Genomic DNA, 23250 nt, shown 5'->3' with positions numbered 1-23250 from the left:
GGCGAAAAGCGGATCATCCTTGAAGCACCATGAAAAGTCAGTAGCCGAAGCGGGTCGCCTCGAAGCGGTTGAGCAGGCGATGGATGAGGTAGCAGGCGAGCAGGGTGGCGACGATGGCAAACAGTATGCTGCTCACCCGGTAGAGAGCGCTGAACACCAGATCGTTGCCCGGGGTCAGGTACTGGCCAAACAGGATCCCCAGGGTGGTGAGGGCGCCGAAACCGACGCCGGAACCGCTTGCCTCCTTCACATGGGCATGGCTGAACAACATGGCGCCGAACCAGAGCAGGGGCGCGACCAGGATCAGCTGCCCGGACCAGTCATAGAGCAGCAGCTGGCCGATGAGGCCAAAGCTCACCCCGAGCAGGGTGCCCATGGCCCGCTTGCGGGCATAACTCAGGGCGCCATTCCAGTGCATGGGAAACAGCAGCAGCAGGGTGGTGGCCTGGGCCGACATGGAGTCGCGCAGATCGAAGGCCTGGAACACCAGGAAGGAGAGGGTGGCGATGCTGGCTCCCAGCAGCGCCTCGTGGCGCATCCGGTGCGGAGCCTTGGGGGCAGCCGCCGGCGTCGGGCGTGGCTCCACATCCGGGAGCAGGGCCGTCATCAGGTAGGCGATCAGCACCGACAGCACACTGGCCCACAGGTTGTTGAGGATCAGGTCGTTAAGATCGGTCTGGGGATAGCTGGCAAAGTGCAGCATGATGCTCAGACTCAGCACGCCATTGGCACCGAACAGGAATAGGCTACCCCGGGACATGGCGGCAAAGCGATAGAGAAACAGCAAGAAGACCAGGAGGGTCATCAGCGCTGGGTGGCCGCCAAACAGTCCCCCAAGCAGGCCCACCTCCACCCCGCAGACGATGGCGGAGGCGATCAGCTGGCGTGCCGCATGACCATTCATCACCGGCACCATGCCCAGCAGCAGGACGGGCGTCACCGTGTAGAAGACGCCATAGTTCCAGCCGAAGATCTTGCAGAGCAAGAACCCCGTGGTGCTACCAAAGGCGATGCGCAGGCATTGGCGCAACTCGTTGCCGGTCAGGGGCCTGTGCCACAGAGTCATGGTCGCCACCTTAATAGATGTAGTGCAGCAGGCTGAGCAGATGGATCTGGGCGCGAGCCAGCATGGCGGTCAGGCCGTTGTCCGGCAGCAACTGCACGGTGGCGCGGGCGCCGGCCGGCAGATGGCTGGGCAGTTGCTCCAGGGTCAGGTGCAGGCGCAGGCGTTGGGCATCCCGCACCCAGCGATCCGACTCCACCGGGGCCGCCAGGGTGCCATTGGCATCGAACTGGCCGGCGCTCACCCCGGCATCCAGGCTGCTGACCCGGGCCGGGTAGAGTTCGCCTGGATTGCCGTCGAAGGCGACCAGCGCCCGGGTCTCATCTCCCACATGGCGCAGGCTCTTCTCGCGAAAATCGGCGATCACGTCCACCTGATCCGCCACCAGCGCCAGCAGCGGACCACCTGCCGTCGCCATGCTGCCCGGTTTGAGTTGCAGGTTGGTGATGATGCCATCCTGATCGGCATGAACCCGGCTGTAGGTCAGCGCCAGTTCGGCCTGGGCCAGCTTGTTGCGCGCCTGACGCAGCAGCAGGTTGTCCTCACCGCTGGCACCGCGGCTGGCCCTGATCTCGTCCCGTTTGGCCTTGCTGGCCGCCAGGTTGGCCCGGGCGTTGCGCAGGGCGCTGTCCGCTTCGTCTTTTTGTTGCAGTGACACCATGTGGCGCTGGTAGAGGGAACCAATCCGCGCAGCTTCCCGTCCCTTCTGGCTGGCGAGGGCCTCCTTGGCATTGATATCCGCATCGGCGGCGGCCAGGGCGGCATCCAGCTCGCTGTTTTGTTGCTCGGCCTGATCCAGGGCGAGCCGGGCCTGTTCCACCGCGAGTTCAAAGGGCACGGGATCCAGGGTAAAGAGCAGATCCCCTTTCTTGACATGCTGGTTGTTGTGGACGGCCACTTCCACCACCTTGCCGCTGACCTGGGGGGCCAGCTTGGTGACGACCCGGGTCGCCATGGCCTGGGGGGTGAGGGGCATCAGCAGATCGGCCACCAGAAAGTAGGCAAAGAGGATGACGAAGCCGGCCATGGACCATTTGATCCAGCGGGCAAATTGTTGATCAGGGGTCATTTTACTCTCCTGCTTCAGGGTGTTTCTGGTGGTCGGTCAGTTGCTCGTGGTGCCATTCGATCCTGCCGAGGGCATTGGCCGAGATGCGCTGCACTATGGCTTCAAACTGGCGCAGGCTCTGTTCATCTATGCCGACCAGCAGTTCCTGGCGAACGCGCATGATGCGACCGGCAATCTGGTCGAGCAGGGCCTGGCCCTCGGCGGTGACGCAGACGATGCGAGCCCGTTTGTCCTGGCTGCAGCAGTGGCGCTCGATCAGCCCCTGCTCCTCCAGTTGGCCCAGGGTGCGCATCAGGGAGGGCAGTTCGATCTCGAGGGCATCGGCCAGGGTCTTCTGGCTCACCTCTCCCCCCATGCGGGAGAGTTTCCACAAGGCGGTCCAGCGAGGATGGGTGAGGCCCAGGGGCGCGAGCTCCAGATCGGCGGCGGTGCGCCAGAGCCGGTGCATGCGGGCTATCTGTTCGGCGAGGGAGAGCTCGCGCAACCTTTCCAAATCCTTCACGTCGGCCACCTCAGTTTACTTAGCTTGCTAAGCATTATATTTATTTAGCAGGCTAAGTAAATGGTGTGATGTGGATCATCTTTTTGCGCAGGGTGGCAGGTGAGCCTTGGGTGGTGTCGATAGAGTCTTTTTTTGCGATGGTAAGGACAGAGGAAAATAGTGACTCATTATTTTCAGCGTATTTTCATGTCTATCGTGCAGCTTGTTTTTTATTCGCTAATATTATTCAGGTCTGGATCAGGGAGGCATTTTGCGATGGAAAAATATGAGGTGGATGGGGGATATCTGGTACTGGATCGCCTGTTAAGCGATGCAGAAAATGCATCTTGATTTCATGCGGGAGCGGGTTGGGAGAGTAGCGAAATATGTCATGAATTTGACCCTGCCAATATTCCTGTGTTGCTGGCGGAATAACTGGAGCATCTATATCTGCTCGAATGAATAAACCGGTATGCAGGTATTGGCCGGTTTGTTCTGGCTCTCTCTCACGCACTCATTTTCCCATCACCTTTCCCGCGCTCTGCCGACGGGAGCGCTGGCTCCCTGTATGGCGATACGGCCTGGATGACTGTCTGTTGCTGACGAGAAGAATCTGGGGTCGCCATACTCCTCTTTATTATTGTTGGGCCTGGCGTCCTGATTGGCACTGGCAGTTGCTCCGGTTTCTCACAGGTGAATGCTGCATGGAGGAATAGTGTGAAAGGCTGGCTGCCTGGTTGCCATGCCCCGGTGTCGGTAAAGCATGTCGGGATGGGAGCCGTGGTGTTTAAGTTTTTAATGTTTTTATATGATTTTGTCGCTTGGTTAAATGACGACAGGGATGACACGCAATAGAGTGCAGGATGAAACACACGCAGTATCACAATAAATGGCGACCCCGCACGGGGTCGCCAATAATATCCGCCCGGTGATGTACCTGCTCCGTACGAGGGATACTGCCATCATAGAGCCGCACGCGTCGAAACGCTGGCATCCATGATTGACCCTGCTTCCCGGCATCCGCACTATTGGGTGGCGTTCTGACGTTGTAAGGTTTGTGCATGAAACTTCGCCACCAACTGGTGACCCTCTCCCTCGGCTTGTCCCTGCTGCTGATCCTCATTCTGGGCTCGCTGCTCGCCCTCTTCATCCGTCATCTGCTGGAGAGCAATCTGGAGGAGAAGGGGGGGGATCTGGCCCGCATCATGTCTGCCGACCGCCGGGTGGTCGCCGCCCTGCAACGCGGTGAGGATCCCGCCCTGCGCGACTATGTGGAAGGGATTTGCCGGCGCACCGATGCCACCTACATGGTAGTGACCGACGAACATGGCCGGCGTCTGAGTCATCCTAGAGCCGAGCTGATCGGCCAGCAATTTCGCGGTGAGGATATCTGGCCTGCCCTGCAGGAGCGGCGCAGCTACTGCTCCCGTGACGAGGGGACCCTGGGGCTGGCGATCCGCTGCTTCTCTCCGGTGATCGGGGCCGATGGCCGTCCCATGGGGGCGGTCGTGGTGGGTTATCTGATGACGGCGGTGGAGGGCATCTATCTGCAGCGCATCTCGCTGCTGGTCTGCGCCATCGCCGCCGTATTCGGTTGCGCGCTGGTGCTGGCATTCTGGATGCAGCAGCGGCTGCGCAAGACCCTGCTCGATCTGGAGCCCGAGGCGATCGTGCGCCGCTTCACCCTGCAGGATCTGCTGCTCGAATACATCACCGAAGGGGTGATAGCGCTCGATGACAACGGCAACATCAGCATGATCAACAGCACCGCTTGCTACCAGTTGCGCCTGCCCGGCACGGGTCGCCATGCCCTCCTGGGGCAGTCGCTGGCCGAACTGGTACCATCGCTGGCCCCTTGTCTGACGCAGGAGGGGGGCGAACTCAGCTTCGCCATCCAGGGGGAGCCCTTTGTCGGGCGCTGGCAGGTGGTCAATGGCCGGGCACCGTGGCGGCTGTTCATCTTCAGTCGTCCCGAAGTGGCGGCGAGTCTCGGGGTACAGGTGACCCACCTACGCCAGTATGCCGAGATGTTGCGAATGCAGAGCCATGAGTTTGCCAACAAGCTGAGCAGTCTCTCCGGTCTGCTTCAGCTTGGCCACGTGGATCAGGCGGTGGAGCTTATCCAGCAGGAGAATGAAGCCTGCCAGACCATGCTGCAGGAGTTGTTGCGGCTCATCGACAACAAGCCGGTGGCCGGTCTCATCCTCGGCAAGTTCAGCCGTGCCAGGGAGCTTGGGGTGACGCTCGAGCTCGACCCCGATTCGTCGCTCGGGGAGTACTCCGCCTCGGTCTCGGCGGATCTCATTACTCTCATCGGCAACCTGCTGGACAACGGTCTGCAGGCCGCCTGGCGCAACCGCCAGCAGTGCCCCCCCAGGGTGCTCTTGTCACTGTGCGATGTGGGGCGCCGGCTGGTGATCGAGGTGGAAGACAGTGGCGAAGGAGTTGACGAGGAGCTGGCCGATCATCTGTTCGATTACGGGGCGACTCGCCAGAGCGGTGATCACGGGGTGGGCCTGTTCCTGGTCAAGGAGACGGTGGGGCGACACCAGGGTGTGATAGAATGGCGGCGAACTGCCGAACGGACCACATTGTTTGGCATCTATTTGAATAAAAACCAGTTAATGTGAGCCATGGACCCAATAATCACGCTTGTTATTGAAGATGACGATCGGATCGGCGCCATCCTGTCGGAACTGGTGGCGGCGACCCCGGGGTTTTCCCTGCTGGGGCGGGCCGGCACTCTGGCCCAGGCCGACGAGATGATGGCCGGGGTGGTGCCGCAACTGCTGCTGGTGGATATCTCCCTGCCCGATGGCTCGGGTCTTGAATGGGTGAACCGCCTGCGCAGTCACAACCGTGAAGCCTATGTCATCATGGTGACTGCCTCCCGCGAGGTGGAGACCATACAGCAGGCGCTCAATCTCGGGGTGCATGACTACATAATCAAGCCGCTGCGGCTGTTTCGCATCCAGCAGAGCCTGGACGAGATCCTGCAACTGCATCGCAAGCTGTGTGAACGGGGGCGGCTGGAGCAGGAAGATCTCGACAAGCTGCTGGGCAAGGGGCGACCCCAGGCCAGGGAGATGCGCATTACCCCCAAGGGGATCGACAGCATCACCCTGCGCCAGGTGCTTGAGTTGCTGGCAGGGGAGCCGGACAGCGTTTTCTCCACCGATACTGTGGCGCTGCGCCTCTCCCTGAGTCGCACCACGGCGCGCCGCTATCTGGAATATCTGGAGTCGGAAGACAGGGTGGATGTGGAGCTCAACTATGGTCAGCGGGGCCGGCCGGAGCGCCGCTATCGCTGGCGTCGGGAGAGCTGATCTGCCAGCTCGCCATGCATACACAAACGAATATTCAGACAAAAGGGAGCCGAGGCTCCCTTTTTGCTGTTTGTGGTCCCGTGTCCTTGCGAGGGGAGCGTCGTTTTCATGCCTCCTGGGTAAGGACGGGGCGGGCTCTTGGCTTGCGCTGGGCGAGCATAACGCCCCCCAGGATGAGGCTGCCCCCCAGCAGGTGATAGCCGTGGATGGGCTCTCCCAGGGTGATGACGGCGATCAGCGCCGTGCACAGTGGCATCAGGTTCATGAAGACCGAGGTGCGCTCCGCCCCCAGGCTGGCGAGGCCGCGCATCCAGCAGTAGGCGGCGAAGATGGAGGAGGCGAGCCCGGCAAACAGCACCATGCCCCAGCCCTCCCGGGGCACCGCCAGCGACTCGGCGCTGAGGGCGACCGGGACCAGCAGCAGGATCGCCAGCAGGATCTGCAGGTAGAGGTTGAGCCAGGGGCCAAATGGCAGTTGCCAGCGGCGGATCAAGAGGCCATAGAGCGCATAGCTGGCGGCCCCCAGCAGCATCATGCCATCCCCCGGGTTGATGCCGGTGTGCAGCAGCGCCAGCGGCCGGCCTTGACCGAGCAGCCAGAACACCCCGAACAGGGAGAGGCTCATTCCCAGCAATGCTTGCCTGCCGGGGCACTGGCCGAAGAAGAGCGCGCCCTGCAGCAGGGTGAGCAGGGGCAGCAGGGAGCCGATGACCCCCATGTTGGTGGCCGAGGTCGAGTGGGCGGCGTAGTAGGCGAGGCACTGGTAGAGCACCATGCCGAGCAGGGAGAGCATCAGCAGCTTGCCGAACCAGGGGCGGATCTCGCTGCGCCGGCGCCACAATGCGGGCAGGCAGAAGGGGCTCAGGGCCAGAGCGGCGATCACCCAGCGGTAAAACGAGATGGCGGCGGGATCCACCACGCCGGCGGCGGCCTTGGAGACCACGGTATTGGCGGCCCAGATCAGGATGGCGAGCAGGGGGAAGAGAATAGGCATAGGCACTCCTTGAGTCGATGGCGAGAGTCTAGCCTTGTCTTGAACGATGCAAGTAGCGTAAATAAGACATCTCATAACCGGTTTGGGACATTCTCCATGGGTGACCTCACGATGGCCGAGCAGGATCGCCTGCTGGCCGCCCCCAATCCTCTCTACTTTCGCTATAGCCAGATCCAGGGAGGCAATGCCTGCGCCGAGCACGCCCACCCCTGGGGCCAGCTCAGCCTCATCAGCCTGGGGGTCATGGTGGTGGAGGTGGCGGGGCTGCGGCTGGTGGCGCCGCCCGACTACCTTATCTGGGTGCCGGCCAACTTGCCCCACAGTGCCTTCAACGAACAGACCCTGGACTACACCTCCATCTATGTGGGACACACCCTGGCAGAACGCCTGCCAAGGGAACCCGTACTACTGGCGCTCACCCCCTTGTTGCGAGCCCTGCTGGAGGACTTCACCCAGCGCCGGCTCGGTCATATGGAGGATGAGTGGGACCGGCGCCAGGGCGAACTCTTTATCGAGAAGCTGGCCCGCACCCGCTGTCAGCCGAGCTATTTGCCCCAGAGTTGCGATCGCCTGCTCGCTCCCTTGTTGGCGGCGCTACAGGCCGCGCCGGAGGACAACCGAACCCTGGCCGAGTGGGCCAGTGTCTTGCACACCACGGAGCGCACCCTGGCGCGACGCTGCCAGAAGGAGCTCGGCATGAGCCTCGGCCAATGGCGTACCCGGCTGCGCATGGTGCGTGCCCTGTCCTGGCTGCGCGGTGAGATGCCGGTGCAGGAGATCGCCTGGCGCCTCGGTTACACCTCCACCTCGGCCTTTATCGCCATGTTCCAGCGCGAGCAGGGCTGTGCCCCCCAGCGCTATCGCCAGCAGCTGGGTCAGCCCGGGTGATCCCTGTGGCAGTCGGGAAGCGTTCGACGGAAAAAAGAGAGGGCGCCTTACAGGCGCCCTTTTTATCAGCGATGGCCGGCTTAGAAGAAGCCGAGGGGGTTGATGTCGTGGCTCACCAGCAGGTTCTTGGTGTTCTGATAGTGGTCCAGCATCATCTTGTGGGTCTCGCGGCCTATGCCTGACTTCTTGTAGCCGCCGAAAGCTGCGTGGGCGGGGTAGGCGTGGTAGCAGTTGATCCAGACCCGGCCGGCCTGGATGCCGCGCCCCATGCGCCAGGCCAGGTTGCTGTCGCGGGTCCACAGGCCCGCCCCCAGGCCGTACTGGGTGTCGTTGGCAATCGCCAGCGCATCCGCCTCGTCCTTGAAGGTGGTCACCCCGAGGGCCGGCCCGAAGATTTCCTCCTGGAACACCCGCATCTTGTTCTGGCCGTGGAAGATGGTGGGCTGGATGTAGAAGCCCCCCTCCAGCCCGTTCACCTTGGCCGCGCCGCCGCCGATCAGCATTTTTGCCCCTTCGCCGCGGCCGATCTCCATGTAGCTCAGGATCTTGTCGAACTGCTCGCGGGACGCCTGGGCGCCGACCTGGGTGGCAGTGTCGAGGGGGTTGCCCTGCACTATGGTGCGGGCGCGGGCCAGCACTTTGTCCATGAAGTCGTCATAGATGCTCTCCTGAACCAGGGCGCGGGAGGGGCAGGTGCACACCTCGCCCTGATTGAAGAAAGTCATCAGCATGCCCTCCACCGCCTTGTCGATGTAGCTGTTCTCGTGCTGCATCACGTCGGCGAAGTAGATGTTGGGGGACTTGCCGCCGAGCTCGACGGTGGAGGGGATTAGCTTGTCGGCGGCGCAGCGCAGGATATGGGCCCCCACCTCGGTGGAGCCGGTGAAGGCGAGCTTCTGGATCCGGTCGCTGGTGGCGAGCGCCTGACCCGCCTCGGCGCCGAAGCCGTTGACCACGTTGACCACGCCGGGGGGCAGGATGTCCTTGATGAGATCCATCATCAGCATGATGGTGACCGGGGTCTGCTCGGCGGGCTTGAGCACGCTGCAGCAGCCGGCGGCCAGCACGGGGGCAAGCTTCCAGGCCGCCATCAGCAGCGGGAAGTTCCACGGGATGATCTGTCCGACCACCCCGATGGGCTCCTTGAAGTGGTAGCTGACGGTGTTCTGATCCAGCTCGGCGGCGGAGCCCTCCTGGGCGCGGATGCAGCCGGCGAAGTAGCGGAAGTGATCCACCACCAGCGGCAGGTCGGCGGCCAAGGTCTCGCGCACCGCCTTGCCGTTCTCCCAGGTCTCGGCGATAGCGAGCACCTCGATATTTTGCTCGATGCGATCGGCGATGCGCAGCAGCAGGTTGCTGCGCTCGGTGACGCTGGTCTTGCTCCAGCTGGCGAACGCCTTGTGGGCGGCGTCCAGCGCCAGCTCGATATCGGCGGCGTCAGAGCGGGCCACCTCGCAGAACACGCGGCCATCCACCGGCGAGATATTTTCAAAGTAGCGGCCGGCGCGCGGCGCCACCCAGTCACCACCGATGAAGTTGTCGTAACGGGACTTGAAGCTGACCAGGGCACCTGCCTGACCGGGAGCGGTATAAATCATCTCATCATCCTTATGTGTGTGGTCCTGACCGGGCTGGCGGGCAACCCGGTTGCTGCTGTGTATCGCAAGGGACGTGCCAGAGGGTCTGACCAGCGTTTTAAAAGTTACAAAAACGTTATCAAGCGGGGTGCGGCAGCGTATCTTGGTTAACCAGTGACCCCGGCTGTGACCATGAAATTGTGCCATTTCTGGACAGTGGTCGTGACAGTCGTGCTGTTTGTGAACAGGAGGCGTGATGAGCGAATTTCCCCAATCCGGCCCTATCCAGCGCTCCTGGCAGCGCTGCCTGCATCAGGGACTGAGCCGCCAGCAGAGCGCCGAGCTGGATCTGTTGCCAAGAGGAGAGCTCACGGCGAGATTGGAAGGGCACAGGGAGCTGCTCACCTGCTTTGAGCGCTTCGTGCTGCCGCTGTTTGGCCAGCTGCTGGCGGGGCGACCCTGCCGCCTGTTGCTGTGCGACGCAGAAGGGGCGATTCTGGCCGCCAGCGGTGACGACGGCTTCGCCCGCCATGCCGAGCGTATTTTTCTGCGCAGCGGTGCCCGCTGGGGAGAGGGGAGCAAGGGCACCAACGCCATCGGCACGGCGCTCGCCGAGCAGAGCGAGGTACAGGTGCTCGGTGCCCAGCACTTTTTCGCCCAGCACAGTTTTCTCAGCTGTAGCGCCTGCCCGCTGCTCGGGCCCGACGGCAGACTGCTCGGGGTGCTCGATATCTCCACCGAGGCGGCCCACCACGGCGGCGATATGCTGGGCACGGTTAGGCTGTTGGCCATGACGCTGGAAAACGCGCTGCTGGCGCGCCAGCCGGGCTGGCTGGTGGATCTCGAGCCCCAGAGTCTTTGGTCCGCCCGCCTGCTGCTGGGGGAGGGGGGCGAGCTGCTCGGTGCCAACCGGGCCGGCCGGCTCTGGCTTGGCCAACACTCCTTCGATGGCAAGCAACTGCTGCGCGAGGGACGCGGCCTGCGGCTGGTGCCCGAGCCGGTCGAAGGGCCCTCGCCACTTCCGCCATTGGGGAGCGGGCGGGAATCCTTGCCAGAACCTTCACAGGTACCGCTCAAGATGCTGGAGCGCGGCATCTCCCTGCTTATCGAAGGGGAGACCGGCAGTGGCAAGGAGCATCTGGTGCGAGCGCTGCATAGCCAGTCGAGCCGCCAGGATAAACCCCTGGTGTGCGTCAACTGCGGCGCCCTGCCGGCGGATCTGGTGGAAGCCGAGCTGTTCGGCTATGTGGGCGGGGCCTTTAGCGGTGCCCGCAGCCAGGGCAGCCAGGGCTATCTGCGCGCCGCCCACGGCGGCATCCTGATGCTGGACGAGATCGGCGAGCTGCCGCTCTCGGCCCAGACCCGGTTGCTGCGGGTATTGCAAGAGCGAGCCGTCACCCCGGTCGGCAGCACTCGCCCCGAGCCGGTAGATTTCTGGCTGGTCAGCGCCAGCCACCGGGATCTGGCGGCCATGGTGGCGGCCGGCAGCTTTCGTGAGGATCTCTACTACCGCATCTGCGGCTGGCGTCAGCAATTGGCGCCGCTGCGCGACTGGCCGGCCCACGAGCGGCGGGCACTGATCCTGCGGTTGCTGACCGAGATGGATCCGGCGCTGCAGCTGACCCGGGAGGCGGAGCAGCAACTGCTGGCTCATCCCTTGCCCGGCAACGTGCGCCAGCTCAAACAGGCACTCGAAGTAGCTTGCGTGCTGGCGGAGGGGCAAGAGTGGGTTGAAGCCTCTCACCTGCATCTGCCTGCGGTTGTTGCCGCGCCCGCGCTGATACCTGTTCCACCATCCATCTCAGTGACTGCGGGCATCACCAGTCTGCGCGAGCAGAGCCGGTACCAGGTACAGCAAACTCTGGCGGATTGTGGTGGCAACGTGAGCGAGGCGGCGCGCCGGCTCGGCATCAGCCGCACCACTCTATATCGGGCGCTGAAGGCATGTAACTGATGGAATTTTAAGTATTTTCCATTAATTGCATGCTTGTTCCCGCCATCCTTTGTATCATGTCGGACCAGAACGGCGCTGAACCATGAGTGGATTCAGTGCGACCCTGCCCCGTTGGGCAGCTGCGTCAATCGTGATGCCAGGCTAAGCATGACCTCTTCCTACATTCGTCTTGTCGACCGCTCTTTTCGCGCCCTGCTGGGGCTGACCCTTGCCATCATCCTGCTGTTCGAATTCGGCCCGGAGCGGGTACTGGATTTGCAGGAGTGGCCCGTTATCGTCACCGTGCAGCGGGCGGCGGATGTGACGCCGGAGCAGGCGCGCTATCTCTCGTCGCCGGAAGGCAAACCTGGCGTGCAATGCATCCTGCCCGCCCGCCAGCACATAGTGCCTGGCTGCAGACTGACCTTGACCCTGACGCTCCCCGATGAGGGGATCGATATCGCCCGCTTCGATACCCTGCATGTGCGCCTGAGCGTGACTGGCGAAGGAGGTCAGGACTGGCGTCTCTATCTGCGCAATCATGATCCGGCCAGCGATCTGCCCGGGGATCCCCTTGCCCCCAAGTTCAACGAGATCATCTTTCGTCCGGCGGATTACGGCAGGCTCCACAAGGTGCCCCTTGACGTGTTCGCACCGGCAACCTGGTGGATCAAGCAATACAATGTGCCGCTGCAACAGCAGGGGCCTGACTTGCACCGGGTCTATGCCATCGAGCTCGCCGCCGGTTACGACATGCAGCCTGGCACACACGGGGCCATTATCGAGGAGCTGCATTTTCATGGCCCCTGGCTCGATGCCAGCCTCTTCTATCGCCTGATCCTAGCGGTCTGGTTTATCTATGGTTGCATCATACTGGTGGCCAACCATCGGCATATGAAACAGCGCCTGCAGCATGCCCATCAGGCCAGACTGGTTGCGGAGGAACACAATCGCACCCTCTGTGAGGAGAGTCGCCGCTCCCGCGAGGAGGCAACTCATGATCCCCTGACCGGCGCCTTCAATCGTCTGGGTGGAGAAGAGCTGCTGGAGGGGTTGGGTGAGCGCGCTTTTTCCCTCATCTATCTGGATGTTGATCACTTCAAGCAGATCAACGATGGCCATGGTCACCCGGTGGGGGACGAGGTGCTCAAGCATCTGGTCAGCCAGATCCTGCGTCACTGTGATACTTTCTGCCACCTGGTGCGCTGGGGTGGGGAGGAGTTCGTGCTGATCTGCCTTCACTACGATCAGGAGCAGGCTTGCGCACTGGCCGAGCGGCTGCGCCTGATGCTGGCGGCGGATCCCCACTGGCCAGAAGCGCTCAGGGTGACCGTCTCGTTCGGGGTGGCCGAGCGCGCCGGCGATCCGCTGGAGCAGGTGATCCGGCGGGCAGATGCCGCCCTCTATCAGGCCAAGCAACGGGGCCGCAACCGGGTGGAGACAAGCTCGCCAGCCTCTCCCTCCATACTGACGACAAGGGACACAACATGACGGGACAAACAATCGGTGCACTGACCCTGCTGGTGGCCGACTACGACGAGGCCATCGCCTTTTTCACCCGGGGGCTTGGCTTTACGCTGCTGGAAGACACACAGCTTGACGAGCCGGGCAAACCGGGCAAGCGCTGGGTGCGGGTCGCCCCGGCGGGCGGGCAGGGCTCGGCCCTGTTGCTGGCCCGCGCGGCTACCCCGGAGCAGCAGGCCGCCATCGGCCGGCAGGGCGGCGGGCGGGTCTTCCTGTTTCTCGAGACCGATGACTTTTGGCGGGATTACGAGCGGATGCAGGCCCATGGCGTGCATTTTTGCGAGCAGCCGCGCAGCGAACCTTACGGCACTGTAGTGGTATTTGAGGACATCAGTGGCAACCGCTGGGATCTGCTGCAACGCACGGCTGCCAACTGAATCTGAAAACGTTTATCATCCGCCCTGTCATCGAGTCATAAAAGTGTCACAGAAAATTCTAATAATTGGCGCACCCATCTTCACAGAGGAGAGAGAAGGGAATGGCTAAGCGAATTCTGGTGGTTGAGGACGAGGCACCGATCCGCGAAATGCTCTGTTTCGTGCTGGAGCAGAAGGGATACGAGACGATTGAGGCGGAAGATTTTGCCGATGGACTGGCGAAGGTGCGTGAACCCTACCCCGAACTCATCGTGCTGGACTGGATGATGCCCGGTGGCAGCGGTATCCAGTTCATCAAGCAGCTCAAGCAGGATGAGGTGACCCGCCAGATCCCGGTGGTGATGCTCACCGCCCGTGGCGAGGAAGAGGACAAGGTCCGCGGTCTCGAGGCGGGGGCCGATGACTACATCACCAAGCCGTTCTCTCCCAAGGAGCTGACTGCTCGCCTGCATGCGGTGATGCGCCGGGTCTCTCCCACCTCGGTGGACGAGGTGATCGAGGTGCAGGGGCTCAAACTGGATCCTGTCTCTCATCGGGTCAGTGCCGAGGAGAAGGCGCTGGACATGGGGCCGACCGAGTTCAAACTGCTGCACTTCTTCATGACCCATCCCGAGCGGGTCTACAGCCGCGAGCAACTGCTGAACAATGTCTGGGGGACCAATGTGTATGTCGAGGACAGAACCGTGGACGTGCACATTCGTCGCCTGCGCAAAGCGATCGAAGAGACTGGACACGACAGACTGATCCAGACGGTACGTGGAGCCGGATACCGTTTCTCAACCCGTCTCTAAGAGGCAATTATGTTGCAACCTTACGCCTGGCGGCGACAGTTGTGGCGAATGATATTCTTCTATTCGCCGTTCGTGTTGGTCGGCTGGTTGATTGATCATCTTGCCCTCTGCCTACTAGTGGCTGCCCTGCTCCATCTCGGCTGGCACTACCGTTTCCAGAAACGCCTGTCGGACTGGCTGTGGCACGATCGCAGCCTGGTTCCCCCCCATGGCAGCGGCAGCTGGGAGCATATCTTCAACGGTATCTACAAGTTGCAGCAACGCCACCGGGCCAGACGGCGCGAGCTGGCGGGCCTCATCCGCCGTTTTCGCGAAGGGGCCGAGGCGCTGCCCGATGCGGCCGTGGTGATCCGCACCGACGGCAGCATCCTCTGGTGCAACCGGCTGGCCGAACAGCTGCTGGGGTTTCGCTGGCCGGAGGACGCGGGTCAGCATGTGGGCAACCTCATCCGCAATCCGGCTTTCGGCGCCTACCTCGGAAAGGGGGAGTATGACGAGCCCCTTGAGATGAACTCCCCGGTCAACGAGGAGAAGTTTCTCGAGTTTCGCATCATGCCCTACGCCGAGGATCAGGCCATGCTGGTGGTGCGGGACGTGACCCGGCTGCGCCATCTGGAGAAGACCCGCAAGCACTTCGTCTCCAACGTCTCCCACGAGCTGCGCACCCCGCTCACCGTGCTCAAGGGCTATCTGGAGATGACCGAGGAGCCGCCGCCCCCCGCGGTGTGGGCCAAGGCGCACAGGGTGATGATGGAGCAGACCATCCGCATGGACAATCTGGTCAACCAGCTGCTCACCCTGTCGCGCATCGAGGCGGCGCCGTCGGTGGATCTCTCCCATCTGGTGGACATGCCCGCCATGCTGGGGCTGCTGGAGCTGGAGGCCAGGGCGCTCTCCGGCGAACGGGGACACCAGATCGAGTTCAACGTGCAGTCAAACCTGTTCGTGCGCGGTGATCAGGAGCAGTTGCGCAGCGCGGTGTCCAACCTGGTCTACAACGCCATCCACTACACCCCGGCGGGGCGCAAAATCACGGTAGAGTGGCGTGCCCAGGGCACCATGGCACTGTTTGCGGTCAAGGATGAGGGGGAGGGGATTGCCCCCGAGCACCTGGCGCGCCTCACCGAGCGTTTCTATCGGGTCGACAAGGCCCGCTCGCGCCATACCGGTGGCTCGGGGCTGGGCCTTGCCATCGTCAAGCATGCCCTCAGTCATCACGACTGTCACCTCGACATCGAGAGCCGGATCGGCCTTGGCAGCCGCTTCAGCTTCCTCATCCCGGCGCGCATGGTGGTGATTAAATAATCTTTTTAGACAATGAGTTAGATACGAAAGAAGGGCTGCATCCGCAGCCCTTCCTGCATTTGTGCAAATCCTTGCCCATGTCATTAAAGTGTCACATTAAATCCATAAATTTGTCACTGCCAGGTCAGATACTGGCGCCGTTTCAAGAACGGACCTTCTGTAACTTTGGAGAGGGTGATCGGGTTTGAACCATGTATCAACGTCATACTGACGATTGCCTTCTGCAACCTTGGACTTGGAGAGATTGGATGAAACTCAACAAACTGGCTGGTGTTATCGGATTCACCGCTGCAACCCTGTTTTCTGCCAGCACCCTGGCCTATGGTGTCGATAAGGATCTGCCAGAGTACGCCCCGACCAGCGGCATCTCCGGCAACCTGTCTTCCGTCGGCTCGGACACCCTGGCCAACATGATGACCCTGTGGGCCGAAGAATTTAAGCGTGTCTATCCCAACGTCAACGTGCAGATCCAGGCCGCCGGTTCTTCCACCGCGCCGACCGCCCTGACCGAAGGAGTTGCCCAGTTTGGCCCGATGAGCCGCGCCATGAAGGCGGGCGAGATCGAGGCGTTCGAGAAGCGTTACGGTTACAAGCCGACCGCCATCCGCGTCGCGGTCGATGCCCTGGCGGTGTTCGTCAACAAGGACAACCCTATCAAGGGGCTGACCATGCAGCAGGTTGACTCCGTCTTCTCCAGCACCCTCAAGTGCGGCGAAGCCAAGGCTGCCACCAAGTGGTCTGATCTGGGTCTGGAGGGCAACTGGTCCAGCAAGGATCTGCAGCTGTTCGGCCGCAACTCCGTCTCCGGTACTTACGGCTACTTCAAAGAGCACGCCCTGTGCAACGGCGACTTCAAGAGCGGCGTGAACGAGCAGCCCGGTTCTGCCTCCGTGGTGCAGTCCGTCTCCGCCTCCCTGAACGGCATCGGCTACTCGGGCATCGGTTATGTCACCTCCGGGGTGCGCGCCGTACCGCTCTCCAAGGATGGCAAGACCTTCGTCGAGGCGACCTCTGATAACGCCATCACCGGCAAGTATCCGCTCTCCCGTTTTCTCTACGTTTACGTGAACAAGCATCCGAACAAGCCCCTCTCCCCGATGGAGCAGGAGTTCGTGAAGATGATGTTGTCCAAGGCGGGCCAGAGCATTGTCGCCAAAGACGGTTATGTGCCGGTACCGGCCAAGGTCGCCATGGCCGACCTGAAGAAGCTGGACATCATGTAACACTGCTGCCAGCCCGTGACGCAAAAACGAGCCCCCTGCGGGCTCGTTTTGTTTTATGGGACGCCGTTTTGGCAAGTCGGGCAGGATCTTCTCGGCCATTTTTCGGCTATTGAAAAATGCACTCCCTTGCGTCCCGAGTCGGCATTTCCGAAAATAGGGCAACGTTATGGTTAAGGAGTCTTTCATGACCGCCCCGTTTTACAAGTTTGGCCTGGCAGCCCTGTGCACGTCTCTGCTGCTTGGTTGTGCCCAGTCACCGACCGGTCGCAGCCAGATGTTGCTCTACTCCCCCCAGCAGATGAGCCAGCTGGGAGCAGACTCCTTCGAGCAGATGAAGAAGCAGGAGAAGGTGAGCACGGATGCGAGGCTCAACGCCTATGTTTCCTGCGTCGCCAAGGCGGTGACCGCCCAGGTGCCCGCCAGCTACGGCATCAGCAACTGGGAAGTGGTGGTGTTTGACTCCAAGCAGGTCAACGCCTTCGCCCTGCCCGGTGGCAAGATCGGGGTTTACAGCGGCCTGCTCAAGGTGGCCAAGAATCAGGATCAGCTGGCCACCGTCATCGGCCACGAGCTGACCCACGTGCTGGCCCAGCACTCCAACGAGCGTCTCTCCCGCAGCCAGCTGGCGGATATCGGTCTGTCGGTGGCGGACATCGCCATGGGCACCAGCGAATATCGCGGCGCCACCATGGCGGCCCTCGGTCTTGGCATGGAAGTCGGGGTACTGCTGCCCTATGGTCGCGAGCAGGAGAGCGAGGCAGACCGTCTGGGGCTGGATCTGATGGCCCGCGCCGGTTTTGATCCCGCCGCCGCCATTCCCCTGTGGCAAAACATGAGCGCGGCCTCCGGCGGCAAGAATCCACCCCAGCTGCTCTCCACTCACCCCAGCAACGAGAGCCGCATCGCCGAGCTGCAAGCGCAGCAGGCCGAGGTGCAGCCTCTCTATCAGCAGGCTCGTGCCAACGGCCTGGTGCCCCAATGCAAGGCATAAGCCTGCGCATGGCGCGGCCCGATGATGCCGCCGCCATGACGGTGATGCAGCGGGCCAGTTGGCTCGCCGCCTATAGCCAGGTGCTGGGCCAGGACATGCTGGCCCAGCTGGACGTGACAGAGCATCTGCAGATCTGGCAGGGCCGGCTCGCCGAATCAGGTCCGCGCCCCATGCTGCTCTGCCTGGATGAGGTGGTGATAGGCCTTCTTTACTGGCAGCAGGAGCAGGAGGAGGGCCTCGCCACCGCCAGGATCCGGGCGCTTTATCTGCACCCGGATCACTGGCGCCATGGGTATGGCAAGCGACTGTGGCAGGCGGTGGCGATGCAGATGCGGCGCAGTGGCTGCGAGTGCGTCAGATTGTGGCTGCTCGATGGCAACCGGATAGGCGAGGGGTTTTACCTGCGCCGCGGCTTCGTGTTCGACGGCAAACAGCGGACCCTGACCAGCCTTGGCCAACCTTGTCTACAGCGGCAAATGTTCCGTCTGCTTTGATCCCGCTTTGGTTTTACGCCCCGTGTCACTTTATTTTTTTTGCGAATTAATACAATGTTCCCCCAGAACTGATCCGGATGACAGCTAACAGACAAGGGAGTGCGGGCATGTATTACGGCTTTGATATCGGTGGTACCAAGATTGCCTTTGCGGTGTATGACGGGGCCTTGAATCTCTGTCATGAAGAGCAGGTGGCCACACCGGGCAATGATTACGAGGCGTTGCAGCAGCTGATCCGCGAGCGGGTCGAGCAGGCAGACGCCCGCTTCGGTGCCAGGGGGGCGGTCGGCATCGGCTTTCCCGGCATCCTCAATCGTCACGACCACAGCATAGTGGCGGCCAACCTGCCCGCCATCAATGGTCGCCATCTGGGGGCCGATCTGGTGGAATTGCTGGATCGCCCGGTCAAGGTGGACAACGATGCCAACTGTTTCCTATGGTCGGAGGTGCACAAGGGAGCGGCGGATGGCGCCGGCAGTGCCCTTGGGGTCACCATCGGCACCGGTATCGGCGGCGCCGTCTACCTCGCAGGCACCCTCATTCAGGGGCGCAACTGGCTGGCCGGCGAGATAGGCCACTACCCGCTGCCTGCCACCATCCTGATGAAATACCCCGAGCTGCCCCGTCCCCGCTGTGGCTGTGGTCGTCTGGTCTGTTTCGAGACCTACGCCTCCGGTACCGGGCTGGAGCGGCTCTATCATCATTTTCACGGTCAGCGCGCCACGGGGCGCCAGATTGTGGCACGTTTCGAGGCCCATGAGCCCCATGCGGTGGCCACGATCGATTGCTGGCTGGAGATCATGGCCGCCGGCCTGGCTACTGCCATCTCGGTGATCGATCCCGAGGTGGTGGTGCTGGGCGGGGGCCTGAGCGGCTTGCCCGCTCTCTACGAACAATTGCCGCTGCGCCTGCCCGGCCATCTATTGCCCGGGGTTGCACTGCCCGAGATCCGCCAGGCCCGCTTCGGCGGTGCCGGTGGCGTGCGTGGCGCAGCCTTGCTCAACCTGTGAGATCGGATGTGGGGTCTGATCTCCCCGATAAAGGAATCGTCATGACCCGTCTTGAAATCTGCATAGACAACCTGGAATCCCTGTTTACCGCCCAGCAGGCGGGGGCGGATCGTATCGAACTCTGCTCCGCCCTGGGGCTGGGTGGCTTGACCCCCTCCCATGGCTTCATGCAGTTGGCGGCGCGCCATGCCACCGTACCCGTCTATGCCATGATCCGTCCCCGTGCCGGCGACTTCTGTTTCAGCGAGGGCGAGTTCGAGATGATGCTGCAGGACATTGCCGCGGCGCGCTCGGCCGGTTTGCAGGGGGTCGTTGTCGGTCTGCTGGATGCAGAGGGGCGGGTGCCCGCCGCCAGGCTCAAGCAACTGGTGGAAGCTGCAGGCCCCCTTGGTGTCACCTTCCACCGCGCCATCGATCTCTCCTCCGACTGGCGGGCGGATCTGGAAATCATCGTCAATGCCGGTTGTGAGCGCATCCTGAGCTCAGGCCATGCGCCGACCGCGCTGGCGGGGCTTGAGACTCTGCAGGCCATGCAGCAGGCGCTGGCGGGCCGTGCCAGCCTGATGCCGGGGGCCGGAGTCAATGCTGACAACGTGCGCACCATCATCGAATTTACCGGGGTGAGCGAGGTACATATGTCCGGCATGGGCTGGCGTGGCGGCATGGTGCCTCACGGAGTCAACATGGGCACCTCGGACGATGGCCGGGTCAATATCACAGACGGCGCCAAGGTAGCGGCGGTGCGGGCTTTGCTGGACAAGATCTGATGCAGGCCGCGCGGCGGCATGGTGTCTCTCTATCGTTGGGCGCCTCGGATAATGGCCGGGTCAATATTACCGATGGTGCCAAGGTGGCGACGGTGCAGGCCCTGCTGGATCGACCCTGATCCTCTGATCAACGCCGCCTGTGGGCGGCGTTTTTGTCGCGGCATGTGAACTCACTCCCACGGACGGGGAAATCAGGGGCGGCGCCGGCAGCACCTGGCACAAAAGTCTGATATCATCCCGACTCTTTTACATCAGGACCCGGAGCAACATCTCAATGTCCCAATACGACTCTATCGAACAGAAGGCCAGCTATGGCATCGGCCGCAACATGGGTGATCAGCTGGCGCAGCAAGCCTTCGCCGGTCTGGATATCCCGGCCCTGCAACAAGGCCTGGCGGATGCCCTGAACGGTCTGGAATTCGCGGTAAGCCGTGACGATATCAATGATGCCTTCCAGGTCATCACCGCCCGCATGCAGGAAGAGCAGGAAGCGGTCGCCAAGGCAGCTGCCGCCGAAGGCGAAGCCTTCCTGGCCGACAACGCCAAGCGCGCCGAAGTGACTGTGACCGATTCCGGTCTGCAGTACGAAGTGCTGGTCGAAGGCAACGGCGCCGTACCGGTAGCCGGTCAGTCCGTGCGTGTTCACTACCACGGTACCTTCACCCACGGTGGCGTATTCGACAGCTCGGTCGCTCGTGGCCAGCCGGCCGAGTTCCCGGTGACCGGCGTGATCAAGGGCTGGGTTGAAGCTCTGCAGCTGATGCCGGTTGGCTCCAAGTGGAAGCTCTACATTCCGCAGGATCTGGCTTACGGTGCCCGTGGCGCCGGTTCCATCCCGCCCTACTCCGCTCTGGTATTCGAAGTGGAGCTGCTGGACATCCTATGATCCGGCTGGCGTGATGCAAACGGCGACCCTCGGGTCGCCGTTTGTTTTTGGGCATGTTTGCCAGTGAACGAAAAGGCAGCGACGAGCACTCATGGGGGGCTTTTTTCGCCGCCGGGAACCGTCATACTGCAACTGAACCCCAGTTGAGGTGTGTCCCATGAACAAGATGATGAAGGTGGCGTCGGCCATGGCTGCGCTGCTTGCCACACTGCCTGCCAGCGCCGATGCGATGCGTTGCAAGAATGCGTTGATCACTGAGGGCGACAGCACGGCCCTGATGCTGCTCAAGTGTGGAGAGCCCATGCTACGCGAAGAGCTCAGTCGCAATGAGGAGAACCAGTTCGGTTATCTGGTGCCGGTGAAGTATGGCGAGCGCTGGACCTACAACTTCGGCAAGAGCGAGTTCATGCGCTTCGTCACCGTGCGCAACGGCGTCATCACCGATATCGAAAACGGCCCGCGCGGCGAGTAGCCGGCGGGCAAACAGCATGGAAGCATTAAGGACAGGAGGGCAAATCCCCTTGACTCACTGTTCCGGCAAGGGCTCGGCGTGACTGAGCTGGCGCAGGGCCTGGTTGATCTGGCCTGCCAGTCTCAGGCGCCGGTGGCAGCTCAACCCGTGCAGACTGAGCCTGCCTGCGCTGAATTCAAATGTTCCCCATGACTCGATGGCAAAGGAGCCCCGGTGGAAGCTCTTGATGTATCTTGCGATCTGCCGCGGGGATAACTGCTTGAAAACCTTCATCACAACGTCACCTGCTTGCTTGAACAGGGCACACTATGGGGGCGGTTGATGACAGCCATGTGACGTTTCATCGAGTTTTGCATGAATCCTTTTTTGGTGATCCCTTCGGGCAAAGCAAGGGCACCATTTGAAAAAGTAGTGCCATTACAATCCCTTGCACCGATATACTGCGGGCAGTCGAATGGAATGAGCAAAAGGGCCTGCACGTGGAATGGGTTGATGTGGTGGATGAAGAGAACCGGGTGATCGGGGTGGCCGAGCGGGCCAAGGTGCGACGGGAGAATCTCTGCCATCGTGCCAGCTACATCCTGGTGCTCGACGAGGCGGATCGCATCCTGGTGCAGCGCCGTACCCTCTGCAAGGATTTCTGCCCCGGCATGCTGGATGCCTGCGCCGGTGGCGTGGTGACCGCGGGCGAACAGATGGAACCCTCTGCCCGGCGCGAGCTAGCCGAAGAGCTTGGGATCCACGATGTACCGCTGCAAGGCTTCGGTACTTTTTATGCCGAGGGGGAGGGGTATCGGGTCTGGGGTGGCCTCTACAGCTGCCGCTATCAGGGACCGCTTCAGCTGCAGGCCGAAGAGGTGAGCGAGGTGCACTGGATGAGTCAGGCCGAGATTGCCGCGCGGGCCGACGAGTTTACCCCGGACTCCCTGCTCGCCATCGCCACCTGGCAGGCTCGGCGCTAACAGCAATCTCATCCGGAACAATACGGGCAGCCAGTGGCTGCCCGTTTGCGATCCTAGTCCAGCTTTAACCGCCGGTTGGTGCGTCCGCAGGGGCTGGGGGTCGCGAGCCAGTGCCCCTGCCAGTCGGTGACAAGGCGCAGCAGTGGATACTCCAGATCGAGCCGGGTCACCACCAGCTGTCCGCTCTCTCCTGCGTTGACCGGCTGGCCGCTGGCCGGGTCGATGATCTCCACCAGGCAGCTCTCGTTGACGATAAAGCCCTCGCCAGGCTGGCTCTCGTAGGCCACCACGCCTATGTCCTGCCAGACCAGGCAGTTGAACGCCTGAATACCATAGATGGCCTGTAGCGGGGCCGTCTCGGGGTGGGTAACCTCGCACAACAGGGCGGTTTGCAGGGAGTCGGTGGCCACCTCGGCCGCCTCGGCGGCTTCCAGCAGATCCAGCAGGGTGACCAGCGGGCCGACAAAGCCGGTAGGCTGGTAGCGTTGCAGCGCCTCCAGCTGGCGCTGGGTGTCATGGGGACCGCAAGGCACCACGGGAGCGCCGAGCTGGCGGGCCCCGTTGTCGAAGATGAAGGCGGTGGGGCCGGCGTGGTAGTCGTGGCCGTTGAGCATCACCTCGCCGGACTTGAAGCCGGCGGCAAACAGGGCGCGCGCGGCCCCCCACCAGTCCGCCCCCGCATATTCGGGAATGGCCAGCTGGCCCGGGCTTGCGAAGGCGCGCAGTGCCTGGCTGGCGGGGCGGCCGGTGAGTCCGGCAAACGGTGGGTGGGCCTGCTGGGCGGCAAACAGTTCGGCGCTGTCGAGCAGGGGCAGGGTGGCCAGTTCGGCCAGATCCTCGAGACGGCATTGACGATAGGCACTGGAGTAACCGGCGCAATACTGGCTGACGTGGGTAAGTTGATGATTAAGCTGGTCCAGTTGCTGTTGTGAACGCAAGGCGGGGGGACGAATTTCCAGACCATCGTAGTAGTGTTGCATGGGGCCTCCTGGCGCCGTGAAACCTGCTCAAGATTAGTCTGCCTGCTGGAAAAATGCCTGCCGGGGAGCGGGTCGTTGCGATGGGATATGACGGATGGCTGCGCTAGACTGGAGCTTCACCAATCGACTCGGGACGA

At 62.3% G+C, this 23250-nt stretch carries 25 protein-coding genes; 17 read left to right on the top strand and 8 right to left on the bottom strand.

Going from position 1 to position 23250, the window contains the following annotated elements:
* Nucleotides 1-37: 37 nt before the first annotated feature.
* The 4 genes from LA321_RS01050 to LA321_RS01035 form a co-directional block, all read right to left on the bottom strand.
* Nucleotides 38-1066: a DUF2955 domain-containing protein gene (locus LA321_RS01050; RefSeq protein ID WP_042073088.1), complete on the bottom strand. Its 1029-nt coding sequence runs from the start codon at nucleotides 1064-1066 to the stop codon at nucleotides 38-40.
* Between the two features lie 10 nt (nucleotides 1067-1076).
* Nucleotides 1077-2132 (bottom strand): HlyD family secretion protein, encoded by a 1056-nt coding sequence (locus LA321_RS01045; RefSeq protein WP_042073087.1) that lies wholly within the window; start codon nucleotides 2130-2132, stop codon nucleotides 1077-1079.
* Nucleotide 2133: 1 nt separating this feature from the next.
* The gene (gene slyA / locus LA321_RS01040) at nucleotides 2134-2634 is read right to left on the bottom strand and encodes a transcriptional regulator SlyA (protein WP_082043462.1); all 501 of its coding nucleotides are present in this window, start codon (nucleotides 2632-2634) and stop codon (nucleotides 2134-2136) included.
* 226 nt (nucleotides 2635-2860) lie between these two features.
* Nucleotides 2861-3127 (bottom strand): hypothetical protein, encoded by a 267-nt coding sequence (locus LA321_RS01035; RefSeq protein WP_156141185.1) that lies wholly within the window; start codon nucleotides 3125-3127, stop codon nucleotides 2861-2863.
* Nucleotides 3128-3330: 203 nt separating this feature from the next.
* On the opposite strand from LA321_RS01035, the gene LA321_RS01030 reads away from it, so the two are divergent.
* The 3 genes from LA321_RS01030 to LA321_RS01020 all read left to right on the top strand — a co-directional run bounded on the left by LA321_RS01030 (nucleotide 3331) and on the right by LA321_RS01020 (nucleotide 5939).
* The gene (locus LA321_RS01030) at nucleotides 3331-3468 is read left to right on the top strand and encodes a hypothetical protein (RefSeq protein WP_156141183.1); all 138 of its coding nucleotides are present in this window, start codon (nucleotides 3331-3333) and stop codon (nucleotides 3466-3468) included.
* Nucleotides 3469-3674: 206 nt separating this feature from the next.
* The gene (locus LA321_RS01025; RefSeq protein WP_042027833.1) at nucleotides 3675-5243 is read left to right on the top strand and encodes an ATP-binding protein; all 1569 of its coding nucleotides are present in this window, start codon (nucleotides 3675-3677) and stop codon (nucleotides 5241-5243) included.
* Between the two features lie 3 nt (nucleotides 5244-5246).
* Complete coding sequence (locus LA321_RS01020; RefSeq protein ID WP_042073085.1) at nucleotides 5247-5939, top strand: response regulator; 693 nt, start codon at nucleotides 5247-5249, stop codon at nucleotides 5937-5939.
* A 106-nt stretch (nucleotides 5940-6045) separates the two neighbouring features.
* Here LA321_RS01020 and LA321_RS01015 read toward each other — a convergent pair whose 3' ends face one another.
* The gene (locus LA321_RS01015; protein WP_042073083.1) at nucleotides 6046-6933 is read right to left on the bottom strand and encodes a DMT family transporter; all 888 of its coding nucleotides are present in this window, start codon (nucleotides 6931-6933) and stop codon (nucleotides 6046-6048) included.
* 96 nt (nucleotides 6934-7029) lie between these two features.
* Between LA321_RS01015 and LA321_RS01010 the strand changes: the two genes are divergently transcribed.
* Entirely contained in the window at nucleotides 7030-7821 is a 792-nt protein-coding gene (locus LA321_RS01010) for an AraC family transcriptional regulator (protein ID WP_042073082.1), read from the top strand.
* 80 nt (nucleotides 7822-7901) lie between these two features.
* On the opposite strand, the gene exaC is transcribed toward LA321_RS01010, so the two are convergent.
* Nucleotides 7902-9419, bottom strand: a complete 1518-nt coding sequence (gene exaC / locus LA321_RS01005) for an acetaldehyde dehydrogenase ExaC (protein WP_042073080.1) — start codon at nucleotides 9417-9419, stop codon at nucleotides 7902-7904.
* A gap of 235 nt (nucleotides 9420-9654) precedes the next feature.
* On the opposite strand from exaC, the gene LA321_RS01000 reads away from it, so the two are divergent.
* From LA321_RS01000 to LA321_RS00945, 12 genes are all read left to right on the top strand, one after another.
* The gene (locus LA321_RS01000) at nucleotides 9655-11352 is read left to right on the top strand and encodes a sigma-54-dependent Fis family transcriptional regulator (protein WP_042073078.1); all 1698 of its coding nucleotides are present in this window, start codon (nucleotides 9655-9657) and stop codon (nucleotides 11350-11352) included.
* Nucleotides 11353-11499: 147 nt separating this feature from the next.
* Nucleotides 11500-12822 carry a GGDEF domain-containing protein gene (locus LA321_RS00995; RefSeq protein ID WP_042073076.1) on the top strand — a complete coding sequence of 441 codons (1323 nt, stop codon included), beginning with the start codon at nucleotides 11500-11502 and terminating at the stop codon, nucleotides 12820-12822.
* Nucleotides 12819-13232 (top strand): VOC family protein, encoded by a 414-nt coding sequence (locus LA321_RS00990; protein WP_042027819.1) that lies wholly within the window; start codon nucleotides 12819-12821, stop codon nucleotides 13230-13232. Before LA321_RS00995 ends, LA321_RS00990 begins: the two co-directional genes overlap by 4 nt.
* A gap of 101 nt (nucleotides 13233-13333) precedes the next feature.
* Nucleotides 13334-14023, top strand: coding sequence for a phosphate regulon transcriptional regulator PhoB (phoB, locus tag LA321_RS00985; RefSeq protein WP_026457670.1), 690 nt, complete (start codon nucleotides 13334-13336; stop codon nucleotides 14021-14023).
* A 9-nt stretch (nucleotides 14024-14032) separates the two neighbouring features.
* A complete protein-coding gene (gene phoR / locus LA321_RS00980; RefSeq protein ID WP_042073075.1) occupies nucleotides 14033-15328 on the top strand; it encodes a phosphate regulon sensor histidine kinase PhoR in 1296 nt (431 codons plus the stop codon).
* A 248-nt stretch (nucleotides 15329-15576) separates the two neighbouring features.
* Nucleotides 15577-16551: a PstS family phosphate ABC transporter substrate-binding protein gene (locus LA321_RS00975; RefSeq protein WP_026457722.1), complete on the top strand. Its 975-nt coding sequence runs from the start codon at nucleotides 15577-15579 to the stop codon at nucleotides 16549-16551.
* A 184-nt stretch (nucleotides 16552-16735) separates the two neighbouring features.
* A complete protein-coding gene (locus LA321_RS00970) occupies nucleotides 16736-17542 on the top strand; it encodes a M48 family metallopeptidase (RefSeq protein WP_042027817.1) in 807 nt (268 codons plus the stop codon).
* Nucleotides 17530-18036, top strand: coding sequence for a GNAT family N-acetyltransferase (locus LA321_RS00965; RefSeq protein WP_042073073.1), 507 nt, complete (start codon nucleotides 17530-17532; stop codon nucleotides 18034-18036). Before LA321_RS00970 ends, LA321_RS00965 begins: the two co-directional genes overlap by 13 nt.
* A gap of 107 nt (nucleotides 18037-18143) precedes the next feature.
* Nucleotides 18144-19046 carry an ROK family protein gene (locus LA321_RS00960; RefSeq protein WP_042073071.1) on the top strand — a complete coding sequence of 301 codons (903 nt, stop codon included), beginning with the start codon at nucleotides 18144-18146 and terminating at the stop codon, nucleotides 19044-19046.
* Nucleotides 19047-19087: 41 nt separating this feature from the next.
* The gene (locus LA321_RS00955; protein WP_042073070.1) at nucleotides 19088-19813 is read left to right on the top strand and encodes a copper homeostasis protein CutC; all 726 of its coding nucleotides are present in this window, start codon (nucleotides 19088-19090) and stop codon (nucleotides 19811-19813) included.
* Nucleotides 19814-20087: 274 nt separating this feature from the next.
* Nucleotides 20088-20699, top strand: coding sequence for an FKBP-type peptidyl-prolyl cis-trans isomerase (locus tag LA321_RS00950; protein WP_026458368.1), 612 nt, complete (start codon nucleotides 20088-20090; stop codon nucleotides 20697-20699).
* Between the two features lie 157 nt (nucleotides 20700-20856).
* On the top strand, nucleotides 20857-21171 hold the full coding sequence (locus LA321_RS00945) for a DUF2845 domain-containing protein (protein ID WP_042027811.1): 315 nt from the start codon (nucleotides 20857-20859) through the stop codon (nucleotides 21169-21171).
* A 54-nt stretch (nucleotides 21172-21225) separates the two neighbouring features.
* Here LA321_RS00945 and LA321_RS00940 read toward each other — a convergent pair whose 3' ends face one another.
* A complete protein-coding gene (locus tag LA321_RS00940; RefSeq protein WP_042027810.1) occupies nucleotides 21226-21444 on the bottom strand; it encodes a DUF1107 family protein in 219 nt (72 codons plus the stop codon).
* A gap of 206 nt (nucleotides 21445-21650) precedes the next feature.
* On the opposite strand from LA321_RS00940, the gene yfcD reads away from it, so the two are divergent.
* Nucleotides 21651-22133, top strand: a complete 483-nt coding sequence (yfcD, locus tag LA321_RS00935; RefSeq protein WP_042027808.1) for an NUDIX hydrolase YfcD — start codon at nucleotides 21651-21653, stop codon at nucleotides 22131-22133.
* Between the two features lie 53 nt (nucleotides 22134-22186).
* Here yfcD and LA321_RS00930 read toward each other — a convergent pair whose 3' ends face one another.
* Complete coding sequence (locus LA321_RS00930; protein WP_042073066.1) at nucleotides 22187-23113, bottom strand: phenylacetate--CoA ligase family protein; 927 nt, start codon at nucleotides 23111-23113, stop codon at nucleotides 22187-22189.
* Nucleotides 23114-23250 lie beyond the last annotated feature (137 nt).

Origin of the sequence: Aeromonas enteropelogenes (genome assembly GCF_020097295.1) — a bacterium.
In the GTDB taxonomy this organism is placed as follows: Bacteria; Pseudomonadota; Gammaproteobacteria; order Enterobacterales; family Aeromonadaceae; genus Aeromonas; species Aeromonas enteropelogenes.
This window is presented reverse-complemented; position numbering and strand designations above follow the sequence as displayed.